This window comes from Rhodanobacter aciditrophus, assembly GCF_042679525.1.
Taxonomy (GTDB): Bacteria; Pseudomonadota; Gammaproteobacteria; order Pseudomonadales; family Marinomonadaceae; genus Marinomonas; species Marinomonas aciditrophus.
Genome location: NZ_JBHTMN010000012.1, coordinates 92,474 through 115,213, shown reverse-complemented (window position 1 = coordinate 115,213; position 22,740 = coordinate 92,474). Strand labels below are relative to the sequence as shown.

The window sequence follows — 22,740 nt, the reverse complement described above, 5'->3', positions numbered from 1 at the left end:
AAATCCTTAAATAAATCAAAGCCGTAGCAATTACATTTTGCTGGCTGTAAACCAGTACCTATTCTAGCAATATACCACCGCAAATGAAGTGCGATGATGAAAACTATTTCTATCATCGCACCTTGATTGTGCCCGATAGACCCCATTGTGTGCAAATTAAACTAATCCCTTAACCCCCTGTTTTTTAATAACTTTTACAGCTTATTTACAAGGTTTTGCCACCTTTTCTGGGGAAAACTCATGACCCATTTTGATCCCCATTATGGCGCACGGTATTGATAGTCTAATGTGGACACCCCTAACCCTGAGTGCTTAGACACTTTAATTTGAGTGGGTATGCGTTCCTTTAACGCCTCAACATGACTGATGATACCTATTGTTTTACCATGACTATTCAGCCGATCTAGGGCATCCAAGGCCGTATCAAGGGTCTCACTGTCTAACGTCCCAAACCCCTCATCCAAAAACAGAGAATCGATGGATGTCTTATGGGATACCAAATCAGATAGAGAGACAGCAAGCGCCAAACTGACAAGGAAAGACTCTCCTCCTGATAGGGTTTTAGTATCCCTAGAGGCATCCCCTTGCCAATGGTCAATCACTTCTAACGCTAGACCCTCAGCTGCCCTACGCTGCAACTCGTAGCGACCATGGAGACTACTTAAATGCTTATTTGCCAGCCAAATAAGATGATCCAGTGTGACTGACTGGGCATAACGCCTAAATTTAGCTCCGTCCGCGGAGCCAATAAGAGCATTTAAGTCATCCAGTACGGCAAAAGCTTCTTTCTTTGCTTTAATCTCTTTCATTAAGGTCAGATTGCCTTGTCGGTTTTCCTGCTCCGCCCGAACTCGCTCACGAACTTCTCCCAACTCCAGCAATAGGGCTTGATACTTAGCTTTAACCCCTTGCTGCTGATCCGTGAGACTTTCATAGGTATCCGACTCCGCTATCGAACTTGGAACCGACTGCTCTTCTTGAGCCAATTCCTGATCTCTATTACGAATCTCAATGTTTAATTCTTGGATCTTACTATGTAGTTGCTCTTTCAAGTCAGATAACCGCTGTCGCACTTCTGGTGCCAATCGACTGCTCTGACGCACTTGTTCCGAAGCAAACCCATTTTCTTCTAACGCACGTTGGTACTCTGCTTGCGCTTTTGAAAGCACTTGCTCTGCTTCCTGTAATCGAATTTGACAACTATCAAGCTCAGTCGCCAACCGGGTATGATTGAGCGTTAGCCTTTCCCGCTTGGTCGACCATTCATTAAAGGCTCGTTCTTTATCAACAATTTGATCCAGCCACCATTGACGTGTGGAAGCCACACTTTTGCCATCTAGTGCGGTGACCAACTCAGCGACCAATGCTTGCTTTTGTTTTTTGAGTTCCGCCATGCGCTCTTGACAGGCTTGTTCTTGTGATAGGAGGTCCTGTGTATGTTTACCGCTCGCTTCTAAGCGCCACTCTAATTCGCTGATTAATTTTTGACACTCTGCTGTGTTCCGAGATGCCGATGCCCATTTCTCCAGTGCTTCATTGATTTGCTGAAGATTGACGTAATCCTCTTGAATTAAAGCTGGCTCCAAAATCAGTTCATTCACTTCACTAATAAATACCTGACGTCTGTTAGCTAAGCTTTGGGTTTGCTCTGCATTCTGTCGTTGTAACGACGTCAATTGCTGCTGTGCTTGGGCCTTACTAAGATCCAAACGTTCTGCATCTTTTTCCAGCTGAGTCAATCTAATGGTGTTTTGCACCCTCGCTAAGCCGCCTTTTTGTAGGGTCTTTTCAATATTAACGGCTTGCTCTAATTCGGCTTCCTGATGTGTGAGTTCTCCCCAGAAAGCTTCCATCCCAGCTTTATAGCTTTCTATATCAGGCACCTTTTCAAACCAGCTGGATAAAGTCATTTCAAGCTGGTGATTAAGAGCCTGCTGTTCCTGCTCCCAATCAAGAACTGTTTGACGCTGCTGGGCTAACTTGTGCCGCAGCAACTCTAATGCTTGATGGCATGCTTGGTAAGCTTTAACGGCTTGTTGATAGGATTCTTCTAACTGCTGGTAACGAGTTTCAAGATTTAGATCAATCGTAATCGGGGCGGCTTTGTTGAGGTCATGCTCTGTCGCACCACAAACACCGCAAGGGTCGCCGGGAATTAAGCTCTTCCGTTCTTGCTCTAACACCGATAACCGCTGCTGTAACAGACGCCTTGCTTGCAAGTCTTCCAAATGCTGATGTATCGCTTGTTGTTTAGCATCAAGGTCTGCTTCTTGCTGGGTCAGCCTTTGATGCTCCTGTTCCGATACCTGCCATTCTTGCTTTCGCTCACTCACCAGTCGACTCAGTTGCTCTAAACGGCGAACATCCCCTTCCGCGCCAGACAAACGAGCCAAGGCATCCCGTTTTTTCTGAAGCAAGGAACGTCGCTCTTCAATACTGCCAGACGCCCCCAGTGTCACTTGCAGTTGTTGGCGCGCGGCTTCTTCAACTTCATCCTGCTGAGCTATTTCTGAGCGGCATGTATTCTGCTGATCAAGAATCGATACTCTCTCTTGCTCAAGTTGCTGCAGTATTATTCCCTGCTGGTTTTCTTTGGCAATCAATTCACTTAATTGTCGTTCAGCATTGACCAACTCAGCTTCTTGGGCTTCCCATTTGGCCAGTAAAGATTGAGCTCTACCTCCATCTTTCCACGCCGCAGAAGCCACTTTATGAGACAGCAACTCAGATTGAACCTTATCAATGTCAGACTGCAATGACTGATCCGTCGATGCAGCCGCCTGCTTTTGCTCCAACAGCTTTACAAGAAGACTGTGCTCACGCTCTAATTCTCCACTTACCGCCCCAATCTTTTGTTCCATTGGAGTCCAATGATTTTCAGCTTGGCGCTCAAACGTCATCATTGATTGCTTCGCTTGATCTAGGTGATGCTGGCTCTGGTCACATTCAGAATTGGCCTCTTTTAACGCTTCATCACAGACCTGAACCTCATGATTAATACCTTTTAATTGAGTGCTTTGCTTATCACACTCCTTGGCCAACTCAACCAATTGTTGTTGCCCAACTTCCAGACTCTCTGCTTTCTGAGCAAATGCCAACCGGTCAAACTCTGATCCATGAGAGGCCAAGGTTTCGTTTGCAAGTCCGAACTCCTTTTGAGCTTGATTTTGCTTACTACGCAACTCTCTTAGGCGGCTAAACCAACTTACGCCCTGATTCAATCGCTCCAACTCTTTTTCAAGAGCCTGTTGGGTCAAACTATACTCTTGTAGCTGTGTAGACAGAGCCGAAAAAGCGTCTTCATCCATCAACTTATGGCTTGCGTAAATCGCCTCTTGTTGTTGTATCTCTTGCTTGCCTTCACGATGCCGTTCAAAGATACGCTTAGATATAATGGCGTACAGCTCCGTACCGGTAAGCTCTTCTAGTAACTCAGCACGCTCTCCATCTTTGGCATTCAAGAAAGCAGCAAAGCCACCCTGTGCCAGCATCATGGAGCGGGTAAAGCGGTCAAAGTCCAAACCTGTTAATTCCGCAACCTTGGCGATTTTAGGGGCAATTTTGTCGGTGATAACTGTGCCATCTGATTGGGCCAGTTCACATTGAATCTGCTGTAAATTTCCAGTGGCTTGGTTGCGGGCCCGCCGCTGTCCCCAAAAGGCTCGATAGCGGACACCTTTTACTTCAAACACCACTTCGGCTGAACAATGGGCCGTATGACGCGTCATGACATCATTGGCCGACTGGGACACATTTACCCTTGGCGTTTGATGGTAAAGGGCAAGACACATGGCATCTAGTAAGGTGGACTTACCTGCCCCTGTTGGCCCAGTGATGGCGAATATTCCAGAACTTGCTAACGGCTCAGCTTCGAAATCAATGAACCATTTACCTTTGAGGGAATTTAAGTTTTCAAACCCCAGTGAGCAAATCTTCATTCCGCGACCTCATTCTCATCGATAAAGGTATTGAACATTTGCGCAAGATGTTTGGCGTGATCTTCATCAAGTTGTTTTTCTTCCAATAGCTGGGCAAACACATCTTGCGGAGTCACATCTTCCAAGGTCGCTGTTTCGCCGTTATTGGTATTGAGACTAATGTGCTTACGAAGGCGTTGCACCTTAAGCACCTCAATATTTTTACCCTCCAGTAGCTCACTCACCTGCTCTTGAAACAAGCCAATATTGATGTCATCGGTCAAGGTTAAATCAAGCCATAGGCATAATTCGGACTCGTTTGTGATAGCCGCTAATGCTTCAACTAACTCATCACGACTGCCTTTTAGACTTCTTAGCTCCCTAAAATTTGGGATAGAAATAAGGTCTACGTTCTTATTCTCTGTATCAAAAACCGCCACAGATTTTTGTGTACCACTTTCATCAAAACTCATAGGAATGGGTGAACCCGAGTAACGCCACTGCTCTTTACCCCCCACCTGCATTGGCTTATGAATGTGACCAAGCGCCAAGTAATCGAATTCTGGTAATAACGCTGGCGGGAGCGCCTCAAGGGTCCCCACATAAATATCTCGCACGGACTCTGTTTTCTGGCCACCTAATACCGTCAAATGCCCTGTACCAATGATAGGTAAATCTTCGGCCACTTGCTTGGCTTGCTCATATAGCACCCTGTAATAGGCTTGAATACGATCTGACAGTTGCGCTTGTTTCGCATCAATGGACTGTCCTAACTCACGCTGCACCATGTCTCTGACTCTTAAAAAAGGGACCGCGCAGACCATTGCAGCACGCTCCCCGGCTCGGTTCTTTAAGGTCACCAATGATGCTTCTAGTTGGTCCCAACTGGGTTGAGTAATCACATAGGTATTCATCTGCTGTAGCAGGCTTTTACTTTCATTGAGCACACTCACAGAATCATGATTTCCTGCCACCACGATCAGAGCACAATCCCGTTGATATAAAGCCAACACCAATTCTAGATAAAGCTCTCGGGCATAACTGGGAGGTGTACTGGTATCAAACACATCTCCAGCTAAAATCACTGCTTCAATGTTTGCTGCGGTTACGTAATCCAGTAACCAGCTAATCAATAATTGATGTTCCTCGGCGCGACTTCGCCCCATAAAGCTTTGCCCAAGATGCCAATCAGAGGTATGGAGAATTTTCATAGACTACTTCGTAAGTAAAAGGTACTGGTACTGCTCAACCCGCATCTTACTGAGGCTAAACACTTTCTCTAAGGATTCCATAGACACACTGCGATCAATTAAAACATATGCCACGTCATAACGTTGAAAGACTTGATCTGGGATGGCCCCTTCAAAGTCAGTCACCAGTGGTTGCCCATAAACTCGGTGACTGAGCGCCATCAGTGATTTAATTAACTCGTCCCCCAATGGCACGAGGTGCCCCTCACAAATAATGACCGATTTAAGGGCTGGATCTATATGGGTACGTTGCTGTTTTTTACCTAATTCTAGGGTGCCAAAGTCTGCTTCTAAACGAATAGGTAGCAATAAACGCACGGCTTCATCAGAGGAAGTTAAACTCACTGACATCCCCGTCTCATCGCCAATACGCCAATTAATGGCGTCGCAGGGCAATAAAGCGGTATTAGCGTGGCAGGTAACGATAGCGAAATCATCTGCCTCCACTGTTACATCCGTTATTCGTGTGGCAATAGGAAAAGCATTTTGTCCATAACGGGTTAAAGCGAGATTTTGATCCACGGATGTTTGGCAGGTCAGGCGTTTTTCCTGAGAGTGCAGATCAAACAAGGCACAACTTTCACAAGCGCCCGCTAGACAACTGTGTGGCACAATCGCTCCTTTACCCAGCAAGCCTTGAAGAAGATTGCTGCCCGCGGGCAAAAGGTAAGAAGAACCATCCAGTGTGACCGTATAAATTTCAGACATGAAGGGCTAAGTATCCCGTACAAAACCCTATTATGACGGGGGGAAGCTATCGGATGCAAACCCAAGCCCCCATGGGGGATTAGCAGATTTTCAATGCGCCTCTGTGGGGAACAAGGGTAATGAGATAATAGCGATGGATGGGCAAATTCAACTCTTTAATACTCCATGTACAGGCCATCGATTTCCCTCCTTTGCCTTTCAACTGCCCCATATGAGGAGTAGAAACCTCTTTTAAACGTGTTGCTAGCTCCTGACTCCAACCTTTTTCAAATAACTCTGTTAAATCATCAAACAGCTTCAACTTACCCAAGGAAGCCCCAAACACCTCTTGCATGGGGTAGCCTGTTAGCAATTGGGCACTTTGACTGACACCTAAAATAGCGCCATGTTGATTAACTAAAATACTGGCGTCTGGTAGTTTATCGAGCAAAAGTCGCGACAGTTCATTCACCTCTTGCAGCTGAACCTGTACGCCAATTAAATCATCATTCAGATCATTTCGTTGATGCCGTAACACCTCACAGCGTTTTGCTAGGCTTTCACACAGACTTAGGCCATCCATACTGACCTCTAGGTATTCCAAATGATGACGAGCCAAAATTAGATGAAAGCTATGATAACGCCGGTATAAGCTGTACAAGAGCGCTAAAATAAGCACTACAACCAGAACAACCAAATAAGCTTGCACATTGAACTCGGAATGGACTTGATTAAACACTAGGTATTCAACCGCCACACCGAGTATGAACGCGAGCACAAGCGCCAGAGTAAAACTGCTACGCATCGAATTTGGCACTCTTAGTGTAACGAAACGAAATGGTCACAGGCTCTACCCAATAAAAAAAACGACCTGCTAAATTTAGCAGGTCGTTGGGGCTCTCTGTGTGACGAAATGTTGTAATTACTTTGGTGGGGAGTAACTATGCTCGCACTCTTGGTGTCGCCAGCAGCAGAGCCTTAAGCAGCTCCCAAAACTCTGCTACTGAGGCTATCTCTAGTCGCTCAGAAGGAGAATGGGCGCCGCGGATATTCGGCCCAAAAGACACCATTTCCATTGCGGGGTATTTTGCTCCAATGATCCCGCACTCCAGCCCTGCATGGATCACTTTAACGTTTGGCGCAAAGCCCATCACTTGCTGATGAATCTCGTTAAATTGCTTTAACAGCCCCTGATCAGGCTGGGGCTTCCAACCTGGGTAGCCATTTTCCAACAAAACATCGCATCCAATTAACTCAAAGGGAGACGCCGCCACTCGGGCCAAGTAATCCGTCTGACTATCAACTAACGATCGCACCAATAAGCACGCTGAAAAAGACAGTCCACTCCCCTCTGGCAACAAACGAACAACGCCAAAATTACAGGATGTCTCGGTGACACCGGATAAAACGGGTGACATTCTATGAACCCCATTCGGCGCCACAGATAAGGCTTGCAAAAACGCGACCTGCTCCGCCTCAGGCAAATGAGGTGCTGCGGGTGCTGGTACCACCGAGATCGTCAAATTAGGATCTGTGTCTGCAAATTCTGCAGCAAACACCTCCGCAAAACCCTTCACTAGGTTTGACGCTTGGTCAAGCTGATCCTTTGCAAGGGCAATCGTAGCTTTGGCATCTCGAGCAATGGCATTTCGTAAAGTGCCCCCCTCAAAAGACCCTAAGCCAAATGAAATCTGCTCCGCCAATTCAGACAACAAGCGTGTTAAAAGAACGTTGGCGTTGGCCAGTCCCTTATGAATATCAAGTCCCGAGTGCCCACCTTTAAGCCCTGATACCGTCACTTGCAAGCCCGTATCAAACAGCTCAGTTCGTTGTGCGGGATACTTATGAGCAACATTGATATCAATCCCCCCCGCACAACCGATGTAAACATCACCCCGGTCTTCAGAGTCTAGATTCAGCAGCCGAGTGCCCTTTAGAACACCTGGAGCAAGTTGTGCCGCACCTCTAAGACTGGTTTCTTCTTCAATGGTAAATAACGCCTCAATAGGCCCATGGGGGATATCCTCCGCTGCCAGCACAGCAAGTATCGCCGCAACGCCAATACCATTATCAGCCCCAAGTGTCGTACCACGGGCATGAACCCAACCATCCTGTTCATAAGTCTCTAACGGATCAGTTTCAAAATTATGGGATGAGTTTGCTTCTTTTTGTGCCACCATATCCAAATGGCCTTGCAACACTGTGGTCTCACAATGTTCCATACCCGCAGTGGCATCTTTTAAGATAAATAGGTTACCAACCTCATCCACAAAGGACGTTAGGTTCTTTGCCTTAGCCCACGCGATCAAATGATCTCGCAGTTTTTTTTCGTGAAAGGAAGGGCGTGGGGTGTCGCACATTAGGCGAAATTGTGTCCACACTGACTCGGGGGCCAATGTGTCTAACCATGCATTCATTATTTACTCCTAAGGGAAGCCATCATGGATCACAAGATGGCTTCTCAAACAGTCTGATTAATTAACGCTTTTTGAGCGCCGCTGCGGAGAATGTGACAAATTCTTCAGCGCTTGTGGGGTGGACTCCGACCGTTGAGTCAAAGTGTGCCTTAGTTGCGCCTGCTTTGATAGCAATTCCTAATCCTTGAATGATTTCACCCGCATAATCACCCACCATATGTGCGCCTAAAACTCGATCGGTTCCGCGATCCACGATCAGTTTCATAAAGGAGCGTTCTTGTGCCCCTGACAGGGTATGCTTCATGGCGCGGAAATCTGTTTGATACACATCGATATCGAAACCACGATCGTCCGCTTCTTGTTCAGTGAGGCCCACAGTGCCAATCGGCGGCTGACAGAAGACTGCAGTAGGAATGTTGTCGTAATCCATGGCACATTCTTTCTGGTCGAACCAGTACCCTATTAGTGCCATAGCTTCTTTGATCGCAACCGGCGTAAGCTGAACCTTATCAGTCACATCACCGATGGCGTAGACACTTTCCACTGTGCTTTTGTAGTTGTGGTCTACCTCAATAGCCCCCTTGCTGTTGGTTTTCACACCCACTGCCTCAAGGTTTAACTCTGCCGTTTTAGGAACACGTCCAGTCGCATACAAGACTTGATCCACCACTAGCTCTCGACCATTTTTTAATGTTACGCGTTTTTGTTTGCCATCCATTTCAATGGCTGCCACATCACTGTTGAGCTGCACATCAATGCCCGCTTTATTAAACTCTTGGGTCGCAAACTCACGTACGTCTTCATCAAAGCCACGTAGCAACTTGTCACCACGATACATAAGAGTAGTGCTGACGCCTAAGCCATTACAAATACCCGCGAACTCTACAGCGATGTAACCACCGCCCACCACAAGAATAGACTCAGGCAATTCATCCAAATAAAACATGTCATCTGACACCAGAGCGTGTTCACTGCCGGGAAATTCAGGCACAAAAGGCTGAGCCCCTACTGCGATCAAAATACGCTCTGCCGTGATCAACTCCTCACCCACTTGAACTGTGTGTGCATCAACCAACTTGCCATAACCTTGATGAATAGTAACCCCAGGGTTCTCAAGAAGGTTTTTATAAATTCCGTTCAGTCGTTCAATCTCTTTTGTTTTATTGTCTCGTAGGGTCGCCCAATCGAAGGAAGGTTTAGCAAACTGCCAGCCATATCCTTGGGCCTGCTCCGCGACATGACCGTATTCAGAGCCATAGACAAATAATTTTTTAGGGACACAACCTATGTTTACACAGGTACCGCCCAGGGCTGAGGCTTCTGCAACACCTACTTTAAAGCCTTTTGATGCCGCAACTCGGCTGGCTCGGACACCACCAGAACCAGCACCTATTACGAAAAGATCGTATTGATATTGCATAACGTTTCCCTCTTAAATTCGTTTGCTTCTTTTATGAGGATCAATCCACTATTTTCAATGAAGGTTTTGCACGCCAAATGCAGAAGAAAAGCGCTAATCGTGTTGTCAATAGGACTTTAATCTGTAACTATTCTTGACCAACAGGATTATATAAGCAGGATTTATAGGTGTTATGAAAGTTGTATCCTTCAACATCAACGGCCTTAGAGCACGCCCCCATCAAATTGAAGCTTTGGTAGCCGAGCAACAACCGGACATCATTGGTTTACAGGAAATTAAGGTTCATGACGAAGCCTTTCCCCATGAGATCCCTCAATCAGTTGGGTATCACGCATACCACTTCGGCCAAAAATCCCACTACGGTGTGGCCATATTCAGCAAAGCACCTGCTGTAAGTGTTGAATACGGCTTTCCAGGGGACGAAGAAGACGCCCAGCGCCGTATGATTATCGCGACATTTGATACGCCATCAGGACCACTAAAGGTCATTAATGGGTATTTTCCACAGGGGGAAAGCCGTGACCATGAAACAAAATTCCCTGCTAAGCGTAAATTCTACGCGGACCTAATGTCCTACCTTGCAAATCAATCACCTGAAGAGCAAATTGTCGTCATGGGTGACTTCAATATCTCCTACCAAGATTGCGATATTGGTATCGGTGAACAAAATGCAAAACGTTGGTTACGTACGGGCAAATGTAGCTTTTTGCCGGAAGAGCGTGAATGGTTTGAGCAACTTCTTGGTTGGGGGCTTGGGGACACCTATCGTGTCCAAAACCCTGATAACAATGAGTTTTTTAGCTGGTTTGATTACCGTTCCAAAGGATTTGATGACCAACCTAAACGCGGATTGAGAATAGATGGCGTCCTGGCTACAGCCTCGCTAATGAACAAGCTAGTTGCCTCTGGCATTGATTACCAAATTCGCGGCATGGAAAAACCTTCTGACCACGCACCGATTTGGGCAGAATTTAATCTCGCCTGATTAGATCATTATTTGATCAAGTAGAATAGATAGACATACGCTGGGGGTAGGAACGCCTTGTACGGAATCTACCCCCAGTCTTATCCACAATAGATGTGGATCATTTATTTCTGAACGGCTATTTGATATAAAACATTATAGTCATTTTCATTTACACTAACGATTACAAGCTGACCACCATGCCTAACCCTAACTTAACCATTAACGAAATACTCGATAGAGCGGGAGAAGCTTCAGGGTTTCTTAAAGCGCTAGGAAATGAAAACAGACTGATTATTCTGTGTTATTTACTAGAAGGCGAGTTATCAGTTGGTTCGTTGAATGAAAAACTCCCATTGAGCCAGTCCGCTCTTTCACAACACCTTGCCGTGTTACGTAAAGATAAGTTGGTAGAAACACGTCGCGACTCTCAAACCATCTACTACTCTATTGCAGATGAGCGCGTTAAAGAGCTGATCCAGACCCTTTATCGTCTATTTTGCCAGTAGAAATTGCTCTAACTTATTTGCCATCCACTTTGGTTGCTCCAAGGGCAGCATGTGCCCACAATTTGAGACTGAGTGGATGGTCACATTATCTAAAGCATTTAAGCGCACCATGGCCTGCGGACTGACAAACTGATCATATCGACCGGCTAAGACCAACCAATCACACCCGCTAGCTTTAATGACATCAAAATTCTCTCGACGCTCCAAAGTCGCCTCTAATTGCGCCAAAAGCGCTGGCTCCCCAAGCGCCTCATCCATGGCTTTAATACACTCTAAAAGTCCACCATCTTCCCTATGATCTGGCGCCAGCATAGCCATGGCTTTTTTCTTTGGGATGCCTTTATAGCCGACCTTTTTAACCCAATTCAACGCTTGCACTCGCTGAGCTTTCTCCGACTCAGGTAAAGCCGTTCCTACATTCGAGACCATAACCGCAGATAATAAGCGTTCTGGAACGACGCGAGCTAACTCAGACACCAGATATCCACCAAGGGAAAACCCTATTACGTGGAATGGCTCTTTTGGTAAAGATTCAACAAGAGCTGCCACCATCCGATCCAAGACATTCTCCTCAGGAATGACTATGTGAATCAGACGGATGTTATCAGGTAAAAAATCGAGCACCCTTTGCCAAAGGCGCTCGTCACACATGGTGCCAGGTAGGCAATACACATCAATCATAGGATCTTTGTTCTCTTCTAAATCTAATCTTGTCGAACTCTGATAAAACTGGCAAACCTCGGAATCCCATTTTGAGTCAATCCCTGATAGCGGTAGGTCACATGGTCTCCTATGGCTGGTGGCTGAGCACGCTCTACATCAGTAAATCCTGTGCCAATTCGAAACTGCTTACCATCAGGCATTTCCACCAATAGAGAGCCAAGCTTACCCTCATACTTTCCCTTACCTGGGATATGGCCAATCACTCTGGCCTCAGCATCCATGTAGGGCTTAAGCTTTAACAAGGCATCACTGCGACCACTTCTATGCAAAGCATCTTTACGATGCAGCATCAGACCTTCGCCCCCTTTGGCAACAACCTTATCAAGCCATTGATACAAGGCAGCTGCGTCGCTTACCTGATGTTGAGAAATGGGACGAATAGTTGGACTGTCTAAGCTGAGTATGACTGCAAGATAACGCTCAGCCCGTTGTTCGAACGTGTCTTCTGCAGAGGGAGCATCAAACACCATATAGGTGATCTGTTGCCAATCAGCGGTATTTGGCGTGTTATCCAGAACTGTTTGTTGAACTAGATGAAACTTCCCTTCCCCTGCCCAAAGCTCTCCGTCCAACCAAAGTTTTGGCCATCCTTGGGTATAACCTTCAGGGGTCACAATAGGATGACCGTTGCGAGTAACCAAACGTTCACCATCCCAAATGGCACGTATGCCATCCAGTTTCTCACTAACCAAATATTGGTCAACTGGCTCTGCATCATAGACCTTCGCTAACTGAACACCTGTTTGCGAAAAAACCTGAGTTGCGAACAATAAACACAATCCTAGCCAAAGCTTCATACTCCACCTCCCTGTGGCGCAGCCAAAAAAAAGCCCAGACATCCTGTCTGGGCTTTTCACTTTAGCCTGATTAGTTCGACATTTGAACAATCAGTTTATTCATTCGACTCACAAAGGTCGCTGGGTCATCCAGTTGGCCACCTTCTGCCAAAGTCGCCTGCTCATAAAGCAACCAAGCCATATCAGAGAAACGGTCTTCGTCACTTTCAGCGTCCATTTTCTGGACGATTGGGTGATCAGGATTCACTTCCAAGGAAGGCTTAGATTCAGGCAATTGCTGGCCCGCCTGCTCTAACAAGCGGCGCATCTGTAAGCCCATGTCAAACTCACCAACCACAAGGCAAGCTGGAGAGTTAGTCAGGCGATCAGTACTGTTTACCGATGTCACTTTTTCAGATAGCACAGCTGTCATACGCTCTAGCAGAGGCTTAATTTGCTCCGCTTTTTGTTCGTTCTCTTTTTTCTTCTCTTCGCTTTCTTCTACATCGATGTCCAGCTTACCTTTCGTCACATCTTGGAAAGTTTTGCCATCGAATTCACGTAGAGAAGACATCATCCACTCATCAATACGATCACTTAGCAGCAAGACTTCGTAGCCTTTTTTACGTAGTACTTCTAAGTGCGGGCTGTTTTTGGCCGTATTGTGGTTTTCAGCATAGATGTAGTAAATCTTATCTTGACCCTCTGGCATACGCTCAATGTAGCCTTTTAATGACTCAGTTTGAGCCGCTTTATCAGTATGGGTCGAGCTAAAGCGAAGCAATTCAGCGATCTTGTCTTTGTTACCAAAGTCATCTGCTGGGCCTTCTTTTAGCACTTGGCCAAATTCATCCCAGAAAGTTTGGTAAGTGTCTGGATCGTTTTTAGCCATTTTAGACAACATATCCAACACACGCTTGGTTAACGCTGAACGCATGGAATCCACTGCATTGTCATTTTGCAAAATTTCACGAGAAACGTTCAAAGACAAATCATTAGAGTCGATGACACCTTTCACAAAACGCATGTAAGGCGGCAGGAAGGCTTCTGCATCATCCATAATAAACACGCGCTGCACGTAAAGCTTCAGCCCACGCAACATGTCACGGTTCCAAAGATCCTGTGGTGCCTTCGCTGGAATGTACAGCAAGCTAGTGTATTCAAGCTTACCTTCAACCTTGTTATGGGACCATTTCAATGGATCTTGGAAATCATGGGACACGTGCTTGTAGAACTCTTTGTACTCTTCTTCGCTCACTTCGTTACGAGGACGTGTCCAAAGCGCTTTAGCGGAGTTCACGGCTTCCCATTCTGTTTCACCAGTATTTTCTACTGGTTTTGGGTTACCTTCTTCATCGAACTCAGGAGTCGGCTGCTTTTCCATTTCTACAGGGATGGAAATATGGTCAGAGTATTTAGAAACCAAAGAGCGTAGGCGCCAGTTGTCCGCAAACTCTTTATCACCTTCTTTAAGATGCAAGGTAATACGAGTACCACGGGTGTCCTTTTCGATGGTCTCAATAGTGAATTCACCGGTCCCTTCTGACTCCCAACGAACCCCCTCTTGTGAGCCTGCTCGACGTGTCTCGACGGATACGCGATCTGCTACGATAAACGCAGAATAGAAACCTACACCAAATTGGCCAATCAATTGGCTGTCTTTCTTTTGATCACCGCTAAGCTGCTCTAAAAATTGAGCAGTACCTGATTTGGCAATAGTGCCTAAGTTTGAGATGGCTTCATCACGGGTCATACCGACACCGTTGTCATCTATCGTTAGGGTACCCGCTTCTTGGTCGAAGCTAATACGCACTCTAAGATTGGGATCGTCTGATAGTAAATCGGCGTTTGAAACTGCCTCAAAACGGAGTTTATCTACCGCGTCAGATGCGTTTGAAATAAGCTCACGTAGAAAGATTTCTTTGTTCGAGTACAAAGAATGGATCATTAAATGAAGCAGTTGTTTGACTTCAGTTTGAAATCCTAACGTTTCTTTTTGAGTTTCAGTTGTCATGTTTCTCCATGCTCCTCACAGTTACAACATTCGCACCAAAGGGCGCGTAATTCAGTTCTGATTAGGGTTATGGAGTCACTGAAAAATTTTTCAACCGTTAACGTGAACGCTTATGCACAATTGTGAGGCCATCTCCGATGGTAAGTAGGCTTGAATCCACTTCCGAGTCTTGGTGAATGAGATCATTAAGAGCACGGACAATGCGAGTATCTTTGTCATCAAATTCTTCATTTGCCACATTGCCCCACCACAGCGTGTTATCTATGACCATACATCCACCCTCTCTTAGCAAGGTTTTACCAAGATCGTAGTAGGCCAGTAAGTTGCCCTTGTCGGCGTCCACAAACATAAAATCGAAAGTACCCGCTTGCTCTTGAACGAGGGCTTCTAGTGCCGCTTTTGCATCACAACAACGTGTCGTTATTCGATCAGATAAGCCTGCTTGGTCGATGTACTTGTTCGCTATATCTAGCCACATTTGTTTTTTATCAAATGCCAGCAAAGAAGCATCCTGAGATAACTTCAACCCCATAGAGAGAGTGCTATAGCCAGTAAAAACACCTACCTCGAGGACCTTTTTGGGTTGCTGCAAAGCAATCAATAGCCCTAAAAACTGACCCACTTCCGGTGACAAAGCCATCCGAGCCATATGGTATTGAGCAGTTTCTCGACGCAGGGCCTCAAGTACCTCTGGCTCATTGACGGAATGCTCAATCAAATAACGGTACAAACCATCATCCACCTGTACCGTTCGATTAACAGGAGGATTATCTTCGGACACTTGTTTAGGGAAATTAGGAAGCATGAGACTTAATCACCAAACCACGGCTGAGGGTTTTAAACGTCTTAGAACGGAACTCGCGACGGTAAAGCACCGCAACCACCATAACACTAGCGGCCATGCAGAAATACGGACCCAAAAACCAAGCAGAAAAAGCCATAGCAAAATAATAAGCACGCAAACCATAATTAAACTGGTTCGCCGCTAAACTGCAGATTTTCGCCATATGCATGGCATAAAGTTCCCGCTCACTGTCTTCGATACCACGCTCCGTGGCTAAGGGGGCACTGCCCACTAAGACAGAGCAAAAATTGTACTGGCGAACCGACCAAGTAAAGGTAAAGAACGCATAGACAAAAATCAGAACTAAGACGATGATTTTCAATTCCCACTCGGTTTGATTGGTGGGAGAAAACAATGCAAACTCATTAATAATACTCAAGGCCTGCTCTGAGTAATTAAAGGCTGTAAACAAGCCAGCAATAATCAACAGACTGCTTGACGCAAAAAATAAGCTACTGCGCTCAAGGTTGGCCATGACCGAGGCATCGGCGATGCGATTGTCTCGACGAAGTAAGCGGGACATCCATGCTAATCGAAATTGGTGCAACACACTCACTAAACAGGTACGTCGTTTGGAGTTATGCAGCGCATAGAAGGCATACCCCCACCAACATCCAATAAACACCACCATGGTTAAAATAGTTAACGGATCAAATAGAACCTGACTGTCCATATATCGTTACAACGCCTTATCAATGAGAGAGACACTCGTCATTATATCCAAAACTGTGACAAAGAGAGTGTCTAATGGACCTAAGTTAAGCAAACATCTTAATCTTTTTGCAGGTCTGTGACGTTTTAGCTCCACACAGTGAAATAAATTTGACTAATTGGTCTGATAGTCATTTGTTCCTTGTCTTTAACAGAAAAATAGCGCTATGCTGGATTTGTAACTTGATGGGAGGACGTTTGATGAAACGTTTGTTGATTTTCATATTGCTATTGCCTTTGATGCTCTTTGTGAGTGCAGGCAGTCATGCGAGTGAAGATTGCAACGCTCCTAGCTACCTCAAAACAGGTTTAGTCGAAACCGCTTTTGAGCTTCCCACTGTCGAAGTGGCTCCCGACTTAGATGACGTATTAGTCACTAGCCATAACCCTTTAGGCTCTTCACCTAGCACTTTTAAAGTATCCATCGCACATTTCTGCGCTGTTTCTGATGCTATCAGCCTATTCACCTGTCGTGGTCCTCCAACCGCTTAATTATTTAACAAGCCTTTTTTAAATAATTAACTATTTGGAGTAACACCATGAAAACACTTACCTACGTGACTACGAAAGACGTAAACGAACTTGCTTGGCCTGAACTGCAACAAAACACAGGCCTTTACTCACCTGCTACCCGTGTTTTTACGGATTTTAAAGTCAGCATCCCACGTGTGATCGAGCCAACGGTTCGTGCTGATGTGCTTGCTAACATTATGAAAAAAGAGCACGTGCGCATGAAAGTCGTGGTAGACGCAAAAAACAGCTTTTTAGGTATCGTTAGCTTAGAGGATTTGTCTGAAGAAGCCTTTATCAAGCAAGCAGCTGCTGGCTACCTTAGAGATGAACTTTTAGCAATAGATCTAATGCGCCCTAAAGAAGAACTATTAGCCGTATCTTATAGCTCACTTAAAAACAGTGATATCGAATCTTTAATTTACAGCCAAAAATCAAATCCATTTCAACACCTGTTGGTGGTAGATGAGGAAACTAAAGCCATACGTGGTTTAATCTCAGCAAATGACATTGTGCGCCAATTAAAACTAAACGTAGACGTAACAACTTCTACCAGTTTCGCCAAGTTACATGCAGTGATTGAAGGCGATTACGCTCAGAGCAAACGCCTACGCGTTGCCTAAGCAACTTTCGCATACCCCAAAGAAAAAGGCTGGTTTAACCAGCCTTTTTCTTTTGCACCCAATAGTAGTAAAGATCCCCTTCTACCACCTGCTTAATCAGTGGATGACCAAGGAAATTACAAAATTTCGGCACATCCCGTTCAGTTGATGGGTCTGTCGCAATAATCTTAACCACCTCTCCAGGGGCCATCTTACGTATGACTCCATGGAGCATCATGACTGGCTCAGGGCAATATAACCCTTGGGTATCTAGCTCTTCTTTATGTTCAATGGTATCTGTCATATTTGCCTCAAATCGACGACTGAATACAGCTCACAGTCTGCTTGACCAAGGTCTCAATGACCTCTTCTTGACTCATATTGTAACGCTTTAACAGTTTAAAATCGTGATCAGCGCCTTCAAACCAATGCAGATTAATATTGGGTAACAATTGTTGCTGCTCTACCCAATCCCTATTCCCTAACCCATCTCGCGTACCTTGTATAATATGGAAAGGCACATTTTTGGAGTGCTTTAGATGGTATAAACGATCTTTTTCTGGTTTTTTGGGAGGGTAAAATGGGTACCCTAACGCGACACAGGCCTTAACCTGGTGCGTTGCACACAGTTCAGCAATGATTCGACTCCCCATGGACTTACCAATCAATATAATCGGCTCTTGCTTGGGAATCTTGTCACGGGCTTCTTCAATCAGCTTATTAATATTTGGCGGAGGACGCCGCTTTCCACCCAAGTCCATTTCAGCCATATAGTCGAGGGTAAAAGGTATCACTTCCACCTCTCCAAACACTGCAAGACACTGGGTTAACTGCTGGTCAAAAACGTTTAAGAAATCGCCACTGTGGCCTGCGCCAGCACCATGTAACACATATACTTTAATCATACGTAGCCGCAATCATCTCCTATACAAATTGTAACGATTAAGCCCGAGAATGGACGCACTATTATGAGGACAGAAGCTTTAATAACAAGCCTGTTAAGGGTGCCCCATCAATGAACACACCTACTTGAACGCACTCGCAGCCCTGCAAAGCTAATCAGAGAGGGGTGGATAATGACAAAGCTTGATCTATATCAGTTTCCCATAATGCAATGGGAGTACACTTCCTATTAGAAAATTTAATAGGACAGACTCCATGCTTTGGGATTCACAACTCATTCATAAATACAATTTAGCGGGGCCACGTTACACGTCCTACCCCACTGCACCTAAATTTGACAGTAACATCAGCAAAATGGCACTGATCGACAAGATGTTGACGCCCTCAAATCAGCCTTTAAGCTTGTATTTTCATGTGCCTTTCTGTGCGCACCTTTGCTATTACTGCGCCTGTAATAAGATTGTGACCAAGCAATATGATAAGGGTAACGAATACGTGGAGATTTTGGGTGAAGAAATGCGTCTTCGCTCCTTGATGCTTGACCAAACCCGCCCAGTAACACAACTCCATTTTGGTGGTGGCACCCCCACTTTTCTTAGCGAAACCAACCTAAGACGCTTGTTTAAAAAAATCGATGAGACATTTACTTTAGTGCGTGATGGCTCACAAGATTTCAGCATTGAAATTGATCCGCGAGAAGTTGATCGAAGCAAACTGGAAACACTGGCAGACCTTGGTTTTAATCGAGTCAGCCTGGGCATTCAGGACTTTAATCCGGATGTGCAAAAAGCCATTCATCGAATCCAGTCATTAGATCTGGTCAACAAGGTAGTCAATGATATAAGAGCGTTAGGTTTCAGCTCCATAAACTTTGACCTTATTTATGGCCTACCAAAACAAACTTTAGAAGGTTTTGATAAAACCTTAGATCAAGTCATCGCATTATCTCCTGATAGGATCTCAGTATTTAATTATGCCCACTTACCAAATAGATTTGCGCCACAAAAGCGAATTCTAGATGCTGATCTACCATCACCCGATCAAAAACTTACATTATTAAAATATACCATTGAAAAGCTCACGGGAGCTGGCTACGTTTATATAGGCATGGATCATTTTGCTAAGCCCAGCGACCCTCTAACGATTGCTCAGCAGCAGGGTCATATGCAACGCAATTTCCAAGGTTATACCACCCACGCAGAAACCGACCTGCTTGCATTTGGTGTCTCTGGTATTAGTCAAATTGATGGGGCTTACTTTCAAAACCATACGGATCTTTCGCTGTATCAAAACAGTATTGAGAATGGTCAATTAGCCATTATGAAAGGCTATATTAGTCACCAAGACGATCGTATCCGACATTTTGTGATCATGCAGTTGCTTTGTCACAACTATATTTCCAGCAGCATGGTGGAGTCTGAATTTAATGTTAGTTTTTGTGAATATTTCCAAACTGAACTAGACAGGCTAGCAGCGCTGGAGGAAGATGGCGTCCTGACAATCACGAAAAGTGATGACGGCGTTACCATCCAAATTAATGAGATTGGTCGATTACTAGTGCGCTGTGTGTGCATGGCTTTTGACCAATATATCAACGAAAACGCATCATTTTCTAAAGTCATATAATAACGCCCGATCGAGCTCAGGGAGAGTCCAATGTCTGTTATCAACGCAAATACTCGTTTCAATAGTAAATTGACATCGCAATGTCAGAATTGCAGTTTAAGCGCCCTTTGTTTGCCAATTGCCTTGGCTGACGAAGACGTAAACCGCTTAGATCAGATTATTGAACGTAAGCGACCGCTTAAAAAAGGTGAATTACTCTTTCGCCAAGGTCAGGAATTCGACTCTGTGTTTGCTGTGCGTACTGGCACACTTAAGACATTCAATATTACTAATACCGGTGAAGAACAAATAACAGGGTTTTATTGCCCTAGCGAATTATTGGGTTTAAGTGGCATTGATAACAACACATACCCTGTATCTGCAAAAGCATTAGAAACAACGACAGTCTGTGAAATTCCATTCGCTCACTTGGAGCAATTAACAGCGCAAATTCCGTCCTTGAAACATCAGATCTTTCGTTTGATGAGTCGTAAGATATGTGACGACCAACAAATGATGGTGTTACTTGGCAAGAAAAATGCGGATGAAAAAGTCGCTTCATTCTTGATGAACCTTTCCCATCGTTTTAAAAAGCGCGGTTACTCTGCCACCTCTTTCCGTCTTTCCATGTCACGAAGTGAGATTGGTAACTACCTTGGATTAGCTGTTGAAACAGTGAGCCGTGTGATGACACGCTTCCAAAAAAATGGGCTGATTGATGTGGACGGCAAAGAAATTACCATTGTCGATCTGCCAGAGATGGAGAAACTTGTCGGTGTTGTGGAAGAGTGTGGTAAGATCGAGCACGCTTAATTAACCAAACAGTTAAGGTTTTACTTCATGCTCTTTGATGACTTTTACTTTAAGTCGCTGATTCGCACGGTCGAAGACTGGCCAAAGCCAGGTATCAGCTTCCGCGACATTACTCCCATCTTCACCAACCCGAAAGGGATGAGAATGGTCGTGGATGCCTATGTTCACCGTTACATTGACTCAGACATCACTCACATTGCTTGTATTGATGCACGAGGCTTTTTGATCGCATCTGTGTTGGCTTACGAGCTACGCAAACCTTTGGTACTTGTTCGTAAAAAAGGCAAGTTGCCAGGCAAAACGATCTCCCAGAGCTATGACCTTGAATACGGCAGCGCAGAGCTGGAGATTCAAGAAGATGCCGTATCTGAAGGCGCCAATGTTCTATTGTTTGATGATCTTATTGCAACAGGTGGCACCTTGATCGCAGCCATGTCTCTGCTTCGTCAGCAAGGCGCTACAATTAAAGAAGTAGCCTCTATCATTGATCTTCCTGATCTAGGTGGTAGCGCTAAAATACAGGAACTTGAAGTGCCTGTCTTTGCATTATGTGCCTTTGAAGGCGAATAGCTTTCCCTTCCTAGGGACAATAAAAAAGGTGGCCATTGGCCACCTTTTTTTGATCTCTCAAAAGGATTTAGAAGTAAGTTACCACACCAATTCCGATGCTTTTGTTCATTTCAGCATCAGAAGAGTAGTCATCCAAATCGACATTGGTTAGGCCGTAGCGGACAAACACAAGAGCATTACGCAAAGTACGGTACTCACCTCGGATCTCAGCCTGGTACATGTTTTCAATGTTTTGGAACGATAATACTTGAGGAGAGTAGTATAGGGAGCCATAAACGCTGAAACGGTTTGCCTTAGGGAATGTGTAACGGTAGAAGCCACCTAGTCCCACTGCAACACCATCATCGTTGTCCCCTACTTCAGTATCAACCGCCAACAAGCGAGCCCCAATACCAATCTGAAGTGGGTAATCTTTCGCTGTATCTTTATCTTCAATATGGGCACCAATGTAACCATATTTACCGTCGTCGGTATGGTACATACCACCAGCATCAAGGAAGTATGAGCCTCGATCGATACTCACGTCAGCTTTAACCGCTTCGTTTGAAAGAGAACCTTCAAATGTGTTTGCGCTTGCTTGAGCGGCTACGGCAGCACCTAGAGCCAATGGCAGTATTTTCTTAATCGACATTCTGCATCCTTTTTAGAGCGAAATTATATTTAAACGTTTTAAAGCGTCTTCCGACTGTTTAAGACTTTTAAAATCAAACAGTTCGGTATCTGCCAAATGAGATGGCACAACATTCTGTATTGCGGAGAACATTGTGTCTAATCGTCCTGGGTGTTGTTTTTCCCAACCTTGCAACATCTCTTTAACAACTTGTCTCTGTAGATTTTCCTGAGACCCACAAAGATTGCAAGGGATAATAGGGAAAGCCTTTAGTAAAGAGTATTCCTCAATATCTGACTCTTTACAGTAGGCCAAGGGGCGAATCACAATATGTTTGCCGTCATCACTTAATAACTTGGGAGGCATGGATTTCAATTTACCACCAAAAAACATATTTAAAAACATGGTTTCTAAAATGTCATCTCGGTGATGCCCCAAAGCAATTTTAGTCGCACCAATCTCTTCTGCGAAGCCGTATAAAGAACCACGACGTAAGCGAGAGCATAAACCACAAGTAGTTTTACCTTCTGGTACCACTTCTTTTACGATGCTGTAGGTGTCTTTCTCTAAAATATGATAATTAACACCCAATTCATCAAGATAAGCAGGCAGAATATGCTCTGGAAAGCCTGGTTGTTTTTGGTCCAAGTTCACCGCGATAATTTCAAATGTAATCGGCGCACTGCGCTGTAAATTACACAAAATATCAAGCATGGTATAAGAATCTTTACCGCCAGATAGGCACACCATGACTTTGTCGCCATCTTCAATCATGTTGAAATCAGCGATGGCCTGCCCCACATGTCGGCGCAGACGTTTCTGCAGCTTGTTTAGCTCCAGTTTTTCTTTTCGATCAAATTCAGAATTCATTTACAAGTACCGTATATCAGATGGC

Annotated in this window: 22 protein-coding genes; 7 read left to right on the top strand and 15 right to left on the bottom strand. The window is 45.0% G+C overall.

The genetic code is table 11. The features are described from left to right. Positions 1-260: 260 nt before the first annotated feature. From ACFQ45_RS11440 to gorA, 6 genes are all read right to left on the bottom strand, one after another. Positions 261-3,938: an AAA family ATPase gene (locus ACFQ45_RS11440; RefSeq protein ID WP_377367778.1), complete on the bottom strand. Its 3,678-nt coding sequence runs from the start codon at positions 3,936-3,938 to the stop codon at positions 261-263. Beyond that, entirely contained in the window at positions 3,935-5,128 is a 1,194-nt protein-coding gene (locus ACFQ45_RS11435; RefSeq protein WP_377367776.1) for an exonuclease SbcCD subunit D C-terminal domain-containing protein, read from the bottom strand. Before ACFQ45_RS11435 ends, ACFQ45_RS11440 begins: the two co-directional genes overlap by 4 nt. A 3-nt stretch (positions 5,129-5,131) precedes the next feature. After that, positions 5,132-5,875: a 2Fe-2S iron-sulfur cluster-binding protein gene (locus ACFQ45_RS11430; protein WP_377367774.1), complete on the bottom strand. Its 744-nt coding sequence runs from the start codon at positions 5,873-5,875 to the stop codon at positions 5,132-5,134. A 79-nt stretch (positions 5,876-5,954) separates the two neighbouring features. Then, on the bottom strand, positions 5,955-6,659 hold the full coding sequence (locus tag ACFQ45_RS11425; RefSeq protein ID WP_377367772.1) for a PAS domain-containing protein: 705 nt from the start codon (positions 6,657-6,659) through the stop codon (positions 5,955-5,957). Between the two features lie 136 nt (positions 6,660-6,795). Continuing rightward, a complete protein-coding gene (locus ACFQ45_RS11420; protein WP_377367770.1) occupies positions 6,796-8,271 on the bottom strand; it encodes an aminoacyl-histidine dipeptidase in 1,476 nt (491 codons plus the stop codon). Between the two features lie 61 nt (positions 8,272-8,332). Then, on the bottom strand, positions 8,333-9,691 hold the full coding sequence (gene gorA, locus ACFQ45_RS11415; protein ID WP_377367768.1) for a glutathione-disulfide reductase: 1,359 nt from the start codon (positions 9,689-9,691) through the stop codon (positions 8,333-8,335). A 172-nt stretch (positions 9,692-9,863) separates the two neighbouring features. On the opposite strand from gorA, the gene xthA reads away from it, so the two are divergent. Both xthA and ACFQ45_RS11405 read left to right on the top strand, forming a co-directional pair. After that, a complete protein-coding gene (xthA, locus tag ACFQ45_RS11410) occupies positions 9,864-10,676 on the top strand; it encodes an exodeoxyribonuclease III (protein WP_377367766.1) in 813 nt (270 codons plus the stop codon). A gap of 179 nt (positions 10,677-10,855) precedes the next feature. Continuing rightward, positions 10,856-11,164 carry an ArsR/SmtB family transcription factor gene (locus ACFQ45_RS11405; RefSeq protein WP_377367764.1) on the top strand — a complete coding sequence of 103 codons (309 nt, stop codon included), beginning with the start codon at positions 10,856-10,858 and terminating at the stop codon, positions 11,162-11,164. Here ACFQ45_RS11405 and ACFQ45_RS11400 read toward each other — a convergent pair. The 5 genes from ACFQ45_RS11400 to ACFQ45_RS11380 form a co-directional block, all read right to left on the bottom strand. Continuing rightward, on the bottom strand, positions 11,150-11,845 hold the full coding sequence (locus ACFQ45_RS11400) for an alpha/beta fold hydrolase (protein WP_377367762.1): 696 nt from the start codon (positions 11,843-11,845) through the stop codon (positions 11,150-11,152). The genes ACFQ45_RS11405 and ACFQ45_RS11400 overlap by 15 nt on opposite strands. A 23-nt stretch (positions 11,846-11,868) precedes the next feature. Beyond that, a complete protein-coding gene (locus tag ACFQ45_RS11395; RefSeq protein WP_377367761.1) occupies positions 11,869-12,684 on the bottom strand; it encodes a DNA ligase in 816 nt (271 codons plus the stop codon). Between the two features lie 70 nt (positions 12,685-12,754). Further along, on the bottom strand, positions 12,755-14,677 hold the full coding sequence (gene htpG / locus ACFQ45_RS11390; RefSeq protein WP_377367759.1) for a molecular chaperone HtpG: 1,923 nt from the start codon (positions 14,675-14,677) through the stop codon (positions 12,755-12,757). 97 nt (positions 14,678-14,774) lie between these two features. Beyond that, positions 14,775-15,482, bottom strand: coding sequence for an O-methyltransferase (locus tag ACFQ45_RS11385; protein ID WP_377367757.1), 708 nt, complete (start codon positions 15,480-15,482; stop codon positions 14,775-14,777). Next, positions 15,472-16,194 (bottom strand): DUF599 domain-containing protein, encoded by a 723-nt coding sequence (locus ACFQ45_RS11380; protein ID WP_377367755.1) that lies wholly within the window; start codon positions 16,192-16,194, stop codon positions 15,472-15,474. The genes ACFQ45_RS11385 and ACFQ45_RS11380 overlap by 11 nt, the downstream gene beginning before the upstream one ends. Before the next feature lie 239 nt (positions 16,195-16,433). Between ACFQ45_RS11380 and ACFQ45_RS11375 the strand changes: the two genes are divergently transcribed. Beyond that, the gene (locus tag ACFQ45_RS11375; RefSeq protein ID WP_377367753.1) at positions 16,434-16,724 is read left to right on the top strand and encodes a hypothetical protein; all 291 of its coding nucleotides are present in this window, start codon (positions 16,434-16,436) and stop codon (positions 16,722-16,724) included. 47 nt (positions 16,725-16,771) lie between these two features. Beyond that, positions 16,772-17,365: a CBS domain-containing protein gene (locus ACFQ45_RS11370; protein ID WP_377367751.1), complete on the top strand. Its 594-nt coding sequence runs from the start codon at positions 16,772-16,774 to the stop codon at positions 17,363-17,365. A 34-nt stretch (positions 17,366-17,399) separates the two neighbouring features. Here ACFQ45_RS11370 and tusA read toward each other — a convergent pair whose 3' ends face one another. Next, on the bottom strand, positions 17,400-17,648 hold the full coding sequence (gene tusA / locus ACFQ45_RS11365; protein ID WP_377367749.1) for a sulfurtransferase TusA: 249 nt from the start codon (positions 17,646-17,648) through the stop codon (positions 17,400-17,402). A gap of 7 nt (positions 17,649-17,655) precedes the next feature. Beyond that, complete coding sequence (locus tag ACFQ45_RS11360; protein ID WP_377367747.1) at positions 17,656-18,249, bottom strand: alpha/beta family hydrolase; 594 nt, start codon at positions 18,247-18,249, stop codon at positions 17,656-17,658. 253 nt (positions 18,250-18,502) lie between these two features. On the opposite strand from ACFQ45_RS11360, the gene hemN reads away from it, so the two are divergent. From hemN to ACFQ45_RS11345, 3 genes are read left to right on the top strand one after another with little or no spacing between them, the layout of a single operon-like run. After that, positions 18,503-19,873 carry an oxygen-independent coproporphyrinogen III oxidase gene (gene hemN, locus ACFQ45_RS11355; RefSeq protein ID WP_377367745.1) on the top strand — a complete coding sequence of 457 codons (1,371 nt, stop codon included), beginning with the start codon at positions 18,503-18,505 and terminating at the stop codon, positions 19,871-19,873. A 30-nt stretch (positions 19,874-19,903) separates the two neighbouring features. Continuing rightward, positions 19,904-20,665 carry a fumarate/nitrate reduction transcriptional regulator Fnr gene (gene fnr / locus ACFQ45_RS11350; RefSeq protein WP_377367744.1) on the top strand — a complete coding sequence of 254 codons (762 nt, stop codon included), beginning with the start codon at positions 19,904-19,906 and terminating at the stop codon, positions 20,663-20,665. Between the two features lie 27 nt (positions 20,666-20,692). Next, the gene (locus ACFQ45_RS11345) at positions 20,693-21,235 is read left to right on the top strand and encodes an adenine phosphoribosyltransferase (protein WP_377367742.1); all 543 of its coding nucleotides are present in this window, start codon (positions 20,693-20,695) and stop codon (positions 21,233-21,235) included. 67 nt (positions 21,236-21,302) lie between these two features. Here ACFQ45_RS11345 and ACFQ45_RS11340 read toward each other — a convergent pair whose 3' ends face one another. Beyond that, complete coding sequence (locus tag ACFQ45_RS11340) at positions 21,303-21,866, bottom strand: YfaZ family outer membrane protein (RefSeq protein ID WP_377367741.1); 564 nt, start codon at positions 21,864-21,866, stop codon at positions 21,303-21,305. 12 nt (positions 21,867-21,878) lie between these two features. Next, positions 21,879-22,715 (bottom strand): tRNA 2-thiocytidine(32) synthetase TtcA, encoded by an 837-nt coding sequence (ttcA, locus tag ACFQ45_RS11335; protein WP_377367739.1) that lies wholly within the window; start codon positions 22,713-22,715, stop codon positions 21,879-21,881. Positions 22,716-22,740 lie beyond the last annotated feature (25 nt).